Origin of the sequence: Protofrankia sp. CiP3 (assembly GCF_917627345.1) — a bacterium.
In the GTDB taxonomy this organism is placed as follows: Bacteria; Actinomycetota; Actinomycetes; order Frankiales; family Frankiaceae; genus Protofrankia.
In genome coordinates this window covers 41,023-52,906 of record NZ_CAKJTM010000007.1, presented here as the reverse complement: position 1 = coordinate 52,906, position 11,884 = coordinate 41,023, and the positions used below count along the sequence as shown (strand labels likewise).

11 protein-coding genes and 1 tRNA gene are annotated in these 11,884 nt (G+C 68.3%); 9 read left to right on the top strand and 3 right to left on the bottom strand.

Translation table 11 applies throughout. From position 1 onward, the window contains the following. Positions 1 to 53 precede the first annotated feature (53 nt). Together MJ797_RS04350 and MJ797_RS04345 are read right to left on the bottom strand one after the other, a co-directional pair. Positions 54 to 539 carry a glyoxalase/bleomycin resistance/extradiol dioxygenase family protein gene (locus MJ797_RS04350; RefSeq protein ID WP_239332052.1) on the bottom strand — a complete coding sequence of 162 codons (486 nt, stop codon included), beginning with the start codon at positions 537 to 539 and terminating at the stop codon, positions 54 to 56. A 125-nt stretch (positions 540 to 664) separates the two neighbouring features. Next, positions 665 to 1,513 carry a hypothetical protein gene (locus MJ797_RS04345; RefSeq protein ID WP_239332050.1) on the bottom strand — a complete coding sequence of 283 codons (849 nt, stop codon included), beginning with the start codon at positions 1,511 to 1,513 and terminating at the stop codon, positions 665 to 667. Positions 1,514 to 1,840: 327 nt separating this feature from the next. Here MJ797_RS04345 and aceB point away from each other — a divergent pair, with 327 nt between their 5' ends. From aceB to MJ797_RS04325, 4 genes are all read left to right on the top strand, one after another. After that, a complete protein-coding gene (aceB, locus tag MJ797_RS04340; RefSeq protein WP_239332145.1) occupies positions 1,841 to 3,484 on the top strand; it encodes a malate synthase A in 1,644 nt (547 codons plus the stop codon). 81 nt (positions 3,485 to 3,565) lie between these two features. Then, positions 3,566 to 4,444 (top strand): MoxR family ATPase, encoded by an 879-nt coding sequence (locus MJ797_RS04335; RefSeq protein ID WP_239332048.1) that lies wholly within the window; start codon positions 3,566 to 3,568, stop codon positions 4,442 to 4,444. An 89-nt stretch (positions 4,445 to 4,533) separates the two neighbouring features. Continuing rightward, the gene (locus MJ797_RS04330) at positions 4,534 to 5,958 is read left to right on the top strand and encodes a VWA domain-containing protein (RefSeq protein WP_239332046.1); all 1,425 of its coding nucleotides are present in this window, start codon (positions 4,534 to 4,536) and stop codon (positions 5,956 to 5,958) included. A 130-nt stretch (positions 5,959 to 6,088) separates the two neighbouring features. Then, entirely contained in the window at positions 6,089 to 7,255 is a 1,167-nt protein-coding gene (locus MJ797_RS04325; RefSeq protein ID WP_239332044.1) for a DUF4349 domain-containing protein, read from the top strand. On the opposite strand, the gene pgm is transcribed toward MJ797_RS04325, so the two are convergent. Then, the gene (gene pgm / locus MJ797_RS04320; protein WP_239332042.1) at positions 7,252 to 8,901 is read right to left on the bottom strand and encodes a phosphoglucomutase (alpha-D-glucose-1,6-bisphosphate-dependent); all 1,650 of its coding nucleotides are present in this window, start codon (positions 8,899 to 8,901) and stop codon (positions 7,252 to 7,254) included. The genes MJ797_RS04325 and pgm overlap by 4 nt on opposite strands. Positions 8,902 to 9,063: 162 nt before the next feature. Here pgm and MJ797_RS04315 point away from each other — a divergent pair, with 162 nt between their 5' ends. The 5 genes from MJ797_RS04315 (at position 9,064) to MJ797_RS04295 (ending at position 11,557) form a co-directional block, all read left to right on the top strand. Continuing rightward, complete coding sequence (locus MJ797_RS04315) at positions 9,064 to 9,225, top strand: hypothetical protein (RefSeq protein WP_239332040.1); 162 nt, start codon at positions 9,064 to 9,066, stop codon at positions 9,223 to 9,225. 50 nt (positions 9,226 to 9,275) lie between these two features. Next, positions 9,276 to 9,884: a nicotinate-nucleotide adenylyltransferase gene (nadD, locus tag MJ797_RS04310; protein ID WP_255725451.1), complete on the top strand. Its 609-nt coding sequence runs from the start codon at positions 9,276 to 9,278 to the stop codon at positions 9,882 to 9,884. Between the two features lie 426 nt (positions 9,885 to 10,310). Continuing rightward, the gene (gene rsfS / locus MJ797_RS04305) at positions 10,311 to 10,718 is read left to right on the top strand and encodes a ribosome silencing factor (RefSeq protein WP_239332038.1); all 408 of its coding nucleotides are present in this window, start codon (positions 10,311 to 10,313) and stop codon (positions 10,716 to 10,718) included. Then, on the top strand, positions 10,715 to 11,413 hold the full coding sequence (locus MJ797_RS04300; protein WP_239332036.1) for a histidine phosphatase family protein: 699 nt from the start codon (positions 10,715 to 10,717) through the stop codon (positions 11,411 to 11,413). Before rsfS ends, MJ797_RS04300 begins: the two co-directional genes overlap by 4 nt. Positions 11,414 to 11,483: 70 nt before the next feature. After that, positions 11,484 to 11,557, top strand: a tRNA-Ala gene (locus MJ797_RS04295). Positions 11,558 to 11,884: the final 327 nt, after the last annotated feature.

Below are 11,884 nucleotides of genomic sequence, written 5' to 3'. Positions count from 1 at the left end.
GGACATGAGCCGCGGCGACGCCGCCGGTCCTTCCCCATGCGCTGGGAACGGGCTCAGCTCTGGTCGTCCGCCGTGCCGCCCATGACCTCGGCCGCGCGGCGGGCCAACTCCTCGGCCGGGACGTCTTCAACATGGGTCGCCACGGACCACCGATGACCGAACGGGTCCTCGAACTGCCCGGAGCGGTCGCCGTAGAACTGCTTCTCGACTGGGCGCAGGCTTTTGGCGCCGGCCTTGACCGCGCGGTCATAGGCCGCGTCGGCGTCCGTCACATACACGTGGATGCTGACCGGCGTTCCGCCTACTGTCCGCGGGCCCGCCGCGTCCATCTCGGGGAACTCGTCCGACAACATGATCATAGATGCGCCGATCACGAGCTCCGCATGGCCGATCTTTCCTCCCGGGGCGCCGATACGCATCCGTTCGGTTGCCCCCAAGACCTGGGTGTAGAAATCGATGGCGTCGGCCGCGCCGTCGACGTGCAGGTACGGGGTGATCACGGGGTAGTCGGTGGGGATCGGCTCGACTGCTGTCGTCATGGTTCCTTCTCCTTGGTCGGCTGACGCTGTGGGATTCGGTAGCTCGGGGCTTTGGCGATGTGCCCGGTCCGCCAGGCGGTGTGTGCTCGACGATAGCACATATGTTCGAATGGAGGCGGCCGCCGTCACCTTGTGGGCCACCAGGGGACGAACTGCTCATGTGCTGGGTCTTCCCAGACGGCCCACGGCCGGACACCGGAGCTCCACAGCTTCTCCAGGATGAGACGGTCCTTGGCCGTGTCCATGGCGCGCCAGAACCCGCGGTACCGGTAGCCGCCCAGCCGACCGGCCCGGACCAGCCGGCCGAACGGCGCGTCGACCAGATCCTCGCCCGGATGGAGGATGTCAAAGATCGCGGGCCGTAGCACGAAGAATCCCGCGTTCACCCACACGTCCTGTTCCGCCATGGGAGCGATTTCGCTGATCGTGGTTGACCGAGGCTGGAAGTCGACGGTGTGGATGCTCTCGGGCGGCCGTACGGCGAGCAGCGTGGCGACGGCGCCGGACCGGTGCGCCTCGTCGATCATTTGCGGCAGCGGGACGTCGGACAGGCCGTCCGCGTAGTTCGCGAGGAACAGGTCCTCGCTGTCAACCAGGCGCCGCACCGCCCGGAGGCGTTGCCCCACCGGCGCGCTGAGCCCGCTGTCGACGATCGTGACCGACCACCCGGCGGCCTCACCGTCGAGCAGATGATGTCGCGGCACACCCGGCAGCGCCGTCGGCTCGTCGGCACGCTTGCCGGCGAGATTCCCGACCCAGGCGCGGACGAACTCGCCCCGGAAGCCCACGCAGAGCACGAAGTCGGTGTGCCCGTATGTCGCATACCATTTCATGAGGTGCCAGAGAATGGGTTTCCCACCCACCAGGTGCATCGGCTTCGGCGCGTCCGTGGCACGTTTCGGCACAAATACCTGGTCCGCGCCCGTCTCCAGCAGACGCTGTCCCTGGCCGCCGCAGAACAGAACAACCTTCATGCTGGACTCTTTTCCCGCACACGCACACGGCAGGCGGGCCCACGCCGATATTCGCCCCCGCCGGTGTGTCCGGTGGTGCACGTGTCCGGGTCTGTCCTACGGCGTGTTCCGGGAGCCGTCGGTCGAGCGGGGAGCCGCGTCCAGGTGGCTGCTGGCAAGGCCGCGGGCCACACCGATACCGGATGAGCCGATCGCTTCGGCGCCCACCGCCCGCATCCTGGCCGACCAGCCGGTAGCTTCGCTTCCGCCGATACCCGGCGGCGTGCCGTGGACGGCTCGTCGAGTGGGCTTCGTGGATCGGGGTTCGTGGAGCAGAGAGGGGACGCGATGGGTGCCGACGGGCCGGCCGGTGGAACAGGTGCCGGAGCCGCGCAAGGTGTGGAGGTGGACCGAGTGGTCAGCGGGCTCGCTCCCGCTGACGCCGCGGCGGTGCTGGCCGATGAGGCGCTCGCCTTCGTCGCCGCTCTTCAGCGCGCTTTTTCTGGCCGCCGCGCTGAGCTGCTGGAGCGGCGGCGTGAGCGCCAGCGGTCCGTCGCCGCCGGAGCGGGCCTCGACTTCCTGGCCGAGACCACGGACATCCGCGGCGGCGACTGGGTCGTCGCCCCGCCCGCGCCAGGCCTGGCCGATCGCAGGTGCGAGATAACCGGGCCGACCGACGCGAAGATGGTCATCAACGCGCTCAACAGCGGGGCACGGGTCTTCATGGCCGACTTCGAGGATGCCAACGTGCCCACCTGGGCAAATATGATCTCCGGGCAGCGTAATCTGACCGACGCGATTATGCGGGTACTGATGTTCACGGGCGCGGACGGCCGCACCTACGCCCTGGGTGAGAAGCTTGCGACCCTGCTCGTGCGCCCGCGCGGCTGGCACCTGCCGGAACGGCATGTTCTGGTCGACGGCGAACCGGTCAGCGGCGCGCTTTTCGATTTCGGGATGTATGTGTTCCGTAACGCTCATGCGCTGGTTTCGAGTGGCGCCGGGCCATATTTCTATCTACCGAAACTGGAAAGTCACCTTGAGGCGCGGCTGTGGAATGATGTTTTCACCATGGCCGAGGACGCCCTCGGGCTCACCCGCGGGACGATCCGGGCGACCGTCCTTATCGAGACACTGCCGGCGGCCTTTGAAATGGAGGAGATCCTCTACGAGCTGCGAGAGCACTCCGCGGGGCTGAACGCCGGCCGGTGGGACTACATGTTCTCCACCGTGAAGACGTTCCGCGCCCGCGGCGCTGATTTCGTGCTGCCCGACCGCGGCGCCGTCACGATGACCGTGCCGTTCCTGCGTGCCTACACTGAGCTGCTGGTGGCCACCTGCCACCGCCGTGGTGCGCATGCCATCGGCGGGATGGCCGCCTTCATCCCGAGCCGTCGTGATCCAGCCATCAACGCACATGCGCTGGCAAAGGTCCGCGAGGACAAGGAGCGGGAGTCCCATGACGGTTTCGACGGCAGCTGGGTCGCCCACCCGGATCTGGTGCCGGTCTGCACCGAGGTGTTCGACGCCGTGCTTGGCGGGCACCCGAATCAGATCGACCGGCGGCGTGACGACGTCGCCGTGACCGCCCGGCAGCTGCTCGCGATCCGTGACACCCCGGGCTCGATCACCGAAGCGGGTCTGCGGAACAACATCAACGTAGCCATCCGTTACCTGGAGAGCTGGTTGCGGGGGACCGGCGCGGTTGGCATCGACAACCTCATGGAGGATGCGGCCACCGCTGAGATCTCGCGTTCGCAGCTCTGGCAGTGGATCGCCGTACGGGCCCGGCTGGCTGACGGCCGGCCGGTGACCGCTGATCTCGTCCGAGACATCGAGGCCGAGGAACTGGCCGCGATCCGGTCCGCGGCCGGCGCGCGCGCGTTCGACGCCGGGCGCTACGCCGATGCCGCGGCTCTGTTCGAGCGGGTGACATTGGTCGACGAGTTCGTCGAGTTCCTGACCGTCCTCGCCTATGAACAGGTGGAGTGATCTGGTCGCGGTGATGTCGCCCGCGCGCACCTGTCACTGGCACTATGGAAACGGTTCTCAAGTCGTACACGAGAGGTGTATATGCCGCTACAGGAGCATGCCTTCGCCGATGTGGCGGATGTCCGCGGACGCCTGGAGGCGGCTGGTTACCTTGCGGACCATGCGATCGCCACGACCGTCTTCCTGGCCGACCGGTTGCGCAAGCCGCTGCTCGTGGAAGGGCCGGCCGGGGTGGGCAAGACGGAGCTCGCCAAGGCGCTGGCTGCCGCGACCAGCGCCGAACTGATCCGCCTCCAGTGCTACGAGGGCTTGGACGAGGCTCGGGCGCTGTATGAGTGGAACTACAAGAAGCAGCTTCTGCGCATCCAGGCCGGGCGTAATGACGAGGCGTGGGACGAGACCCATGACGACATCTTCAGCGACGAGTTCCTGTTGCCCCGGCCGTTGCTGACCGCCATCCGGCGCAACGACCCGGCCGTGCTGCTCATCGACGAGACGGACAAGGCCGACGTCGAGGTCGAGGGGCTCCTGCTGGAAGTGCTCTCGGATTTCCAGGTGACGATTCCCGAGCTCGGCACGATTGTGGCCAGCCGCCGTCCGTTCGTGGTGCTGACCAGCAACGCGACGCGGGAGCTCTCCGAGGCGCTCAAACGTCGCTGTCTGTACCTGTACCTGGACTACCCGTCGGCGGCGCGCGAGAAGGAGATCGTCCTCGCTCGTGTCCCGGAGCTGCCCGAACAGCTTGCCGAAGCCATCGTCCGGACCATCCGGGCGCTGCGGGCGATGGAGCTGAAGAAGGCGCCGTCGATCGCCGAGACGATCGACTGGGCGCAGACCGTGCTGGCGCTGGGTATCGACACCTTGGACGAAGAGGCGGTGTCGTCCACGCTGGGTGTTGTTCTCAAGCACGCCAGTGACCAGGCGCGGGCGGCTGGCCAGCTCAAGCTCGGTCGGAACTGACCCGATCTGACCCGATCTGACCTGGCACATGACCTGATGTGATTCCTGATCTGGCCCCCGATGTGGCCTGAGGCGATGGGACGGCCGAGATGAGCGTGCTGGACCGCACGGTGGCGTTTACCGCCGCGCTGCGCAAGGCGGGCGTGCCGGTGAGCAGCGCCGAGACCGTGGACGCGGCCCGCGCGGCCGGCGCGGTCGGGCTACTTGACCGCGGAGCGCTGCACGCGGCCTTCGCGGCCACGATGTGCAAGCGCCCGACCCATCGGGTCACCTTTGACATGTTGTTCGACCTCTACTTCCCGCCGCGGATCGGTGCCGGTCTGTCCGTCGAGGGTTCCGGCGAGGGCGGTGCGGGCCCAGGCGAGGACAACGACGCTCACCAGCGTGGCGGCTACGCGGAGCTGGATCCGGACACGCTGCGCGAGGCTATGCGCGCTGACCTGCTGCGGGCACTGCTCGACGAGGACGACGAGACACTGCGCCGCCTTGCCAGAGATGCCGTGACCGCGCTCGGATCGACCCCTGGCGGGGCGGGGCAGCGCTCCTGGTTCATGTACCGGGTCATGCGGGCGCTCTCACCGGACTCCCTGGTCGCGGACCTGTTGGCCGCGATGCTCGACGGGGCCGCAACCGGGGGCCTCGCCGAGCGGGTCGCCCGGCAGACGATCACTGAGCGGATCCGTTCGTTCGAGGAGATGGTCGCCGCCGAGGTCCGGCGCAGGCTTGCCGAGGAACGCGGGGTGGACGCGGTGGCGACGACCGCGGTCAAGCCCCTGGCGGACCAGGTCGACTTTCTCCGGGCGTCCCAGCGTGATCTCGTCGAGTTGCGCCAGCAGGTCTATCCGCTGGCCCGCCGGCTCGCGACCAGGCTGACCGCTCGCCGTCGGCTGGGGCGTTCCGGCCGGCTGGACTTCCGCCGCACCGTGCGGGCCTCGCTAGCCACCGGCGGCGTGCCGTTGCGGACCCACCACCGTCCGCACAAACCGCACAAGCCCGAGCTTGTTGTCCTGTGCGACGTCTCCGGCTCGGTGGCGTCGTTCGCGCACTTCACCCTGTTGCTGACGCACGCGCTGCGGGAGCAGTTCACCCGGGTCCGGGCGTTCGCGTTCATCGACACCACCGACGAGGTCACCCGGTTTCTGCGGGGCTGCGACGTCGGCGACATGATGGCGCGGATCGCGAGCGAGGCCGATCTGATCTGGTTCGACGGGCACAGCGACTACGGGCATGCCTTCGAGGTGTTCGCACGGCGCTACCCTGACGCCGTCAGCCCGAAAACCTCCCTGCTCGTGCTGGGCGACGCCCGCAACAACTACCGGGCGAACGCCGCCGGAGTGCTGCGGACGCTGTGTGCTCAGGCCAGGCACTCCTACTGGCTGAATCCTGAGCCGCGCACCTACTGGGGCTCGGGCGACTCGGCCACCCGCGCCTATGCCGACCTGGTCGACGAGATGGTCGAGTGCCGCAACGTCGAGCAGCTCCAGGCATTCATCGAACGCATCCTCCCGGCATAGAGCGACCGGGGTCTCGTGCCCGGGGACCGGGATCTCGCCGGGCTGAAACCGGGGTGAACCGAACGGGCGAGGCGTGCGTCCAACCTTCCGACAGCTGATCGTTGATGGGAGGACGGCCGCGGTGATGGCTATGACAGGTTCGGCGACAGGTTCGGACACCCGGGAGCCCGACGGCCCAGAACGGACACGGCCGGCCGGGCCGGGAAGGGCTTCGATAAGTGATCGTTTCGTCGGAGGTGCCCCCGGCAGGCGCCGGATCTTTCTCTGTGCCTTCGCCATCGGGCTTGTTGTGATTGTCGCTGCTGCCTTCCTGCTCGGTGGCGTGCACTCGGACGGGGGATCCGCACCGGCGGTGCTGCCCGTCGCGCCTGGCATCGCTCCAGGCGCCGCCGCTTCGAGCAGCGGCGCTGGTGCGAACGGCGGCGCTGATATGAACGGCAGCGCTGGCGCGAACACCGATGCTGGTTCTGCCGCGGTCGGCGCACCGGCGCCGGGGCGGGCCAGCCTGCCCGAATCCCAACCGGATGGAACGGGTGACCAGGCCCGGCCGGCCGGGGCAGAGGTGCGGATCGTGCGTACCGGTTCTGTTTCACTGTGGGTGCGCCCCGGCGGGGTGGACACGGCGGTCACTGCCATCGAGACCGCGGCGAAGGGGCTTGGGGGCTATCTGTCCGCGCTGGACAGCAGCGGTTCGGCGTCGGCCACCGATAGCGGTGGCGAGCGTGCCAACGTCACCCTGAGGGTCCCGAGCGGTTCGTTTGAGCCGCTGCGCGGCCAGGTCGGGAAGATCGGCGAGGTTCGCGCCTCGACCGTTTCCACCCTGGACGTGACCGGCCAGTACGTAGATCTCCAGTCCCGGCTGAAGGCGTTGCGGAGCTCCCAGGACACCTATCTGGCGCTCCTGGCCAAGGCCGGGACGATCGGGGAGGTCCTCGCCGTCCGCCAGCAGATCGACAACGTGCAGTTGCGGATTGAACAGCTTGAGGGCCAGCGCCAGGTGCTGGCCGGCTCCAGCGATCTCGCCACCCTCACCGTCGGGATCAGTGAGCGGGGCACGGCGGCCGGAGGCGCTCCGGACGGCACGGACGGGGGTCTTGGCCGGGCCGTCCGGCTGTCCTGGGATCGCTTCGTCGGTGGTCTGACCCAGATCGTCGCGTTGATCGGGCCGATCATCCTGATCCTGCTGTCCGCCGCGACGGTGTACACGGGCTACCGGCTGGTTCGGCGGGTCCGCCGCCGAACCAGCCGACCGGTATCTCCAGCCCCGCCAGCCGATTCGGCCCCTTCAGCCAGTTAGCGGGCGAGGGCGGTGTCCACGACGGACTGCGCTTCGGCGAGGACGGTGTCCAGGTGCTCGGGTCCGCGGAAACTCTCCGCGTAGATCTTGTACACGTCCTCGGTGCCGGACGGGCGCGCCGCGAACCAGGCGTTCTCGGTGATGACCTTGATCCCGCCGATCGCCGCTCCGTTCCCGGGAGCATGGGACAGCGCGGTGATCACCGGCTCGCCCGCGAGCATGGACGCGTCCAGGTCAGCCGGGGTCAGGGATGTCAGGACCTCCTTCTGCGCGGGGGAGGCAGGCGCATCCACCCGGCGGTATGCGGGTGCGCCGTGCCTGTCGGTGAGTGCCGCGTAGTGCTGACCGGGGTCCTTCCCGGTCACAGCCGTGATCTCGGCGGCGAGCAGGCAGGCGATCAGACCGTCCTTGTCGGTGGTCCAGACCCGGCCGTCGCGGCGCAGGAACGACGCGCCCGCGCTCTCCTCCCCGCCGAATCCGAGGGAGGCGTCGATCAGCCCGTCCACGAACCATTTGAAACCGACCGGAACCTCGACGATCTCACGTCCGAGCCCGGCGGCGACCCGGTCAATCATGCTCGAACTGACCAGGGTCTTGCCGATCGAGGCAGCGCTGGGCCAGCCGTCGCGATGCGCGAACAGATAGGAGATCGCGGCTGACAGGTAGTGGTTGGGGTTGAGCAGGCCCTCGCCCGGCGTCACGATGCCGTGCCGGTCGGCGTCGGCGTCGTTGGCCAGCGCCACGTCGAAGGAATCCTTCAGGCGCAGCAGCGACGCCATCGCGTATGGCGAGGAGGGGTCCATCCGGATCTTGCCGTCCCAGTCGACGGTCATGAATCCGAACCGTGGATCGACCGTGGTGTTGACCACGTCGAGGTCGAGCTTGAAACGCTCGGCGATGGCCTGCCAGTAGGCCACGCTCGCGCCCCCGAGCGGGTCGACGCCGATCCTGACGCCCGCGCCGCGGATCGCGTCGAGGTCGATCACGGCTGCCAGGTCGTCGACGTAGGCCGTGACGTAGTCGTGCACGGCCGCACTCGTGCGGGCACGCGCGGGCGGGACCCGCGAGACCCCCCGCAGCCCGTCCGCGAGCAGTGCGTTCGCGCGGTTCTGGATCCAGGTGGTCAGGCCGGTGTCCGCCGGCCCCCCAGTCGGTGGGTTGTACTTGAATCCGCCGTCCGCGGGCGGGTTGTGCGACGGCGTGATCACGATACCGTCGGCGAGACCATGAGCTTTCCCGGCCGCGCGGCGGGCGTTGTGCGTGAGGATCGCGTGCGAGATCACGGGGGTGGGAGTGGCCTCGCCAGCCGGGGCGATCCGGGTATGCGTCTCGTGCGCGGCCAGTACTTCCAGCGCGCTGGCGAGCGCGGGCGCGGACAGGGCATGGGTGTCCACACCGATGAACAGCGGTCCGTCCACGTGGTGGGCGGCCCTGTGTTCGCATATTGCCTGTGTGATCGCGACGATGTGATCGGCGTTGAAGGAGCGGCGCAGTGACGACCCGCGGTGCCCGGATGTCCCGAACGAGACCCGTTGGGACGCCTCGCCGGGGTCGGGCCGCTCGTCGTGGTATGCGGCCAGCAGCGCGTCCACGTCGATGAGAATGTCAGGCGGCGCGGGCTGGCCCGCGAGCGGACTCACCGGCATCAGGTAGCCTCCTCGAGTCGGGATTAACAGAATAAGAACAGCGTAAGAACAGAATAGGAACGGATAGGGGAAACGAGAGCTGGACGAGAATGAAGAGCGACCGGCAACAGGGGATGTGGGCGTGAGCTGAGCTGGGCGGGGCGCGGGCGTCGATGCCGGATCATGGCGACGGCGAGCCCCGGCGAGTACGTGGTCAGCCTACGGCGATGGCCGGTGGCTCTGGCCCGGCGGGGCGGGGCGTTCCTCGCGGCCGGTGGCTACCAGGCTGGATTTCCGCCGCTGTGCCCCGGTGCGCTTGGTCCGGGCCGTTGGGCGCGGATGTGATACTTCCCGGAGAAGTCGAAATCACGGTGTGCTCTCGTTACGGTCCGTCCGTGAGGCTCGGGGTGATGGGCGGGACATTTGATCCGGTGCATAACGGTCATCTGGTCGCCGCCAGTGAGGTCGCGGCACTGTTCGATCTGGACGAGGTGGTCTTTGTGCCGAGCGGGCGTCCGTGGCAGAAGGCGGACAGAGAGGTGTCGCCGGCCGAGGACAGGTATCTGATGACCTTCCTTGCGACGGCGGGCAATCCACAGTTCACCGTCAGCCGGATTGACATCGACCGGAGCGGCCCGACCTACACCATTGACACCCTGCGGGACCTGCGCCTCGTGCGGCCGCGGGCCAAGCTGTTCTTCATCACCGGGGCGGACGCGCTGGCACAGATCCTCAGCTGGCGCGACGTCCGGGAGCTGTTCGGGCTGGCCCATTTCGTCGGGGTCACCCGGCCCGGCTACCAGCTTGAGCTCGACGCGAGCCTACCGGGTGACGCGGTCAGCCTCCTGGAGGTCCCGGCGTTGACGATCTCTTCTTCCGACATCCGTGCCCGGGTGAGCCGCGGGGCGCCCATCTGGTACCTCACCCCGGACGGGGTGGTGCGCTTTATTGCCAAAAGTGGGCTGTACCGACCGCGTGACCCAGCGGCGACGCCCGTCCCATGATCTTGTCACCTGTCCGCATGACGCGGCCAGGGTACCGGTACGGGCCACAATCAGGCACGTGAAAGCGTTAGGTATGTCAGGCTGGATGGGGCGGTACGCAAACCGCTCCGGCGCATACGATCGTTAGAGCGCCCGGCAATAGGGGTGTGGATCAAGGAGCGGGGCTGGGGTGCGTGCATCGCGAGGCTGCGGAGGGAGTCACCCCGGTGCTGGGTGGCGACCAACGAGCCGGGGTACCCGTGCATCGCGCAGCGATGGATGGGGAGCGATGCGGCGAGGTGCGTACCCCAGCCCCGCGACGCCGCGTCCCCTATTGCAGGCGCTCTTAACCGTAGTCGACGGGCATGCCCCGCAGCCAGCGGCTGCGCGATCATTTTTTTGACGCGCCGCCGGAAGCCCGGTGACCCAGTCAGGAGAGATGTATTCGTGACCGCATCCCCGCGAGCCGTCGAACTCGCCCTCGAAGCCGCGCAGGCCGCGGCGGACAAGCTCGCCAGCGACATCGTCGTGCTGGACGTCAGCGAGCGTCTTGCTATCACGGACTGTTTCGTGGTCGTGTCCGCCGACACTGAACGGCAGGTCAAGGCCGTGGTTGACGGCGTCGAGGAGCAACTGCGCGGGCTCGGGGCCAAGCCGTTGCGCCGCGAGGGTGAACGCGAGGGACGCTGGGTGCTGCTCGACTTCTCCGATGTTGTGGTGCACGTACAGCACGGTGAGGAGCGGACGTACTACGGACTCGAACGGCTCTGGAAGGACTGCCCGCGGATCGCCTTCGTCGACCGTGATCTTTCCCGGCATGTCGAAGTCGCTGGACCCGGTGTTGGTCGCTGGTGAGGATCCTGCTGTGGCGGCACGGCCGCACTGCCTGGAACGATGTCGGCAGGTTCCAGGGTCACGCGGATCCTCCGTTGGACGAGACCGGCCGGGCGCAGGCGCGGCTGGTCGCGCCCGCGGTCCGCGCGCTTGCCCCTGACGTTGTCATCTCCTCGGACCTGCTGCGCTGCCGGGCGACCGCGGCTGAGCTCGGCATTCCGGTCCGGATGGACGCCAGGCTGCGGGAGATCTCGCTGGGGGAGTGGTCGGGGCTGACGGCCGCGCAGGCGGCCCTCCGTTTCCCCGCGGAGGACGCGGCGTGGCGTCGCGGCGAGGACGTGCGCCGTGGCGGTGGTGAGACCTACGTGGAGGTCGGCGCCAGAGCGGTTGGCGTCATTAACGATCTTATTGCTGAAGGGCTCCCCGGTGAGGATGGGCTTGCCGTCCTGGTGCTGCATGGCGGCACCGCCAGGGCCCTGATCGGACGGTTGCTGGAGATACCGCCATCGGTCTGGTGGCGGTTCGGGCCGCTGAGGAACTGCTGCTGGACGCTGCTGCGTGGTGACGGCGGACGGTTCCGGCTGGTCGAGCACAACGGCGGCCCGTTGGCGCTCACCGGGGTTCCCGCTCCCGGCGCGTCCGAAGCGGGCCTGCCCCCGCAGATGCCCGCGGCCGCTCCGGACATCGAACCGGTACACTCGCCGAGTGCCCCCTGACGGGGTGCTCGGCGGAACCTGTAGGGTGTGAACGGTACGAACGAACGGCAAGGGTGACGAAAGCACGTCTGGGGCTGTGGCGCAGTCTGGTAGCGCATCACACTGGCAGTGTGAGGGTCAGGGGTTCGAATCCCCTCAGCTCCACAAGATCAATATAGGCTTTGAGTAGGTCGAACGTAGATATCGAGCGATCAGCGGTAGAGATCGCCGGAGCGCTCCTGGTAGCGGTTCAGCCCCACGGGGCACGCTCCAGCTGAGCCACGACCCACCGCGCGCCGTTGCGCCGGCTGTCCGTTGCCGCCAGTACAGCCCTGGCGTCGTCCGGCGTGAGCGGCTCGACCTGAGCATCAGGTCGAGGGCGTCTTCGAGGGCCTTCCACTGGGTGTGGCAGGTGTTGAGGACTCGGTAGGCGTTGGGTGTCACCGCCACCACTTAGAGCGCCCGGCAATAGGGGTGTAGATCAAGGAGCGG

Coding starts and splice junctions, on each gene's coding strand:
- MJ797_RS04350 (WP_239332052.1), bottom strand. CDS start 539: ATGACGACAGCAGTCGAGCCGATCCCCACCGACTACCCCGTGATCACC.
- MJ797_RS04345 (WP_239332050.1), bottom strand. CDS start 1,513: ATGAAGGTTGTTCTGTTCTGCGGCGGCCAGGGACAGCGTCTGCTGGAG.
- aceB (WP_239332145.1), top strand. CDS start 1,841: ATGGGTGCCGACGGGCCGGCCGGTGGAACAGGTGCCGGAGCCGCGCAA.
- MJ797_RS04335 (WP_239332048.1), top strand. CDS start 3,566: ATGCCGCTACAGGAGCATGCCTTCGCCGATGTGGCGGATGTCCGCGGA.
- MJ797_RS04330 (WP_239332046.1), top strand. CDS start 4,534: ATGAGCGTGCTGGACCGCACGGTGGCGTTTACCGCCGCGCTGCGCAAG.
- MJ797_RS04325 (WP_239332044.1), top strand. CDS start 6,089: ATGACAGGTTCGGCGACAGGTTCGGACACCCGGGAGCCCGACGGCCCA.
- pgm (WP_239332042.1), bottom strand. CDS start 8,901: ATGCCGGTGAGTCCGCTCGCGGGCCAGCCCGCGCCGCCTGACATTCTC.
- MJ797_RS04315 (WP_239332040.1), top strand. CDS start 9,064: ATGGCGACGGCGAGCCCCGGCGAGTACGTGGTCAGCCTACGGCGATGG.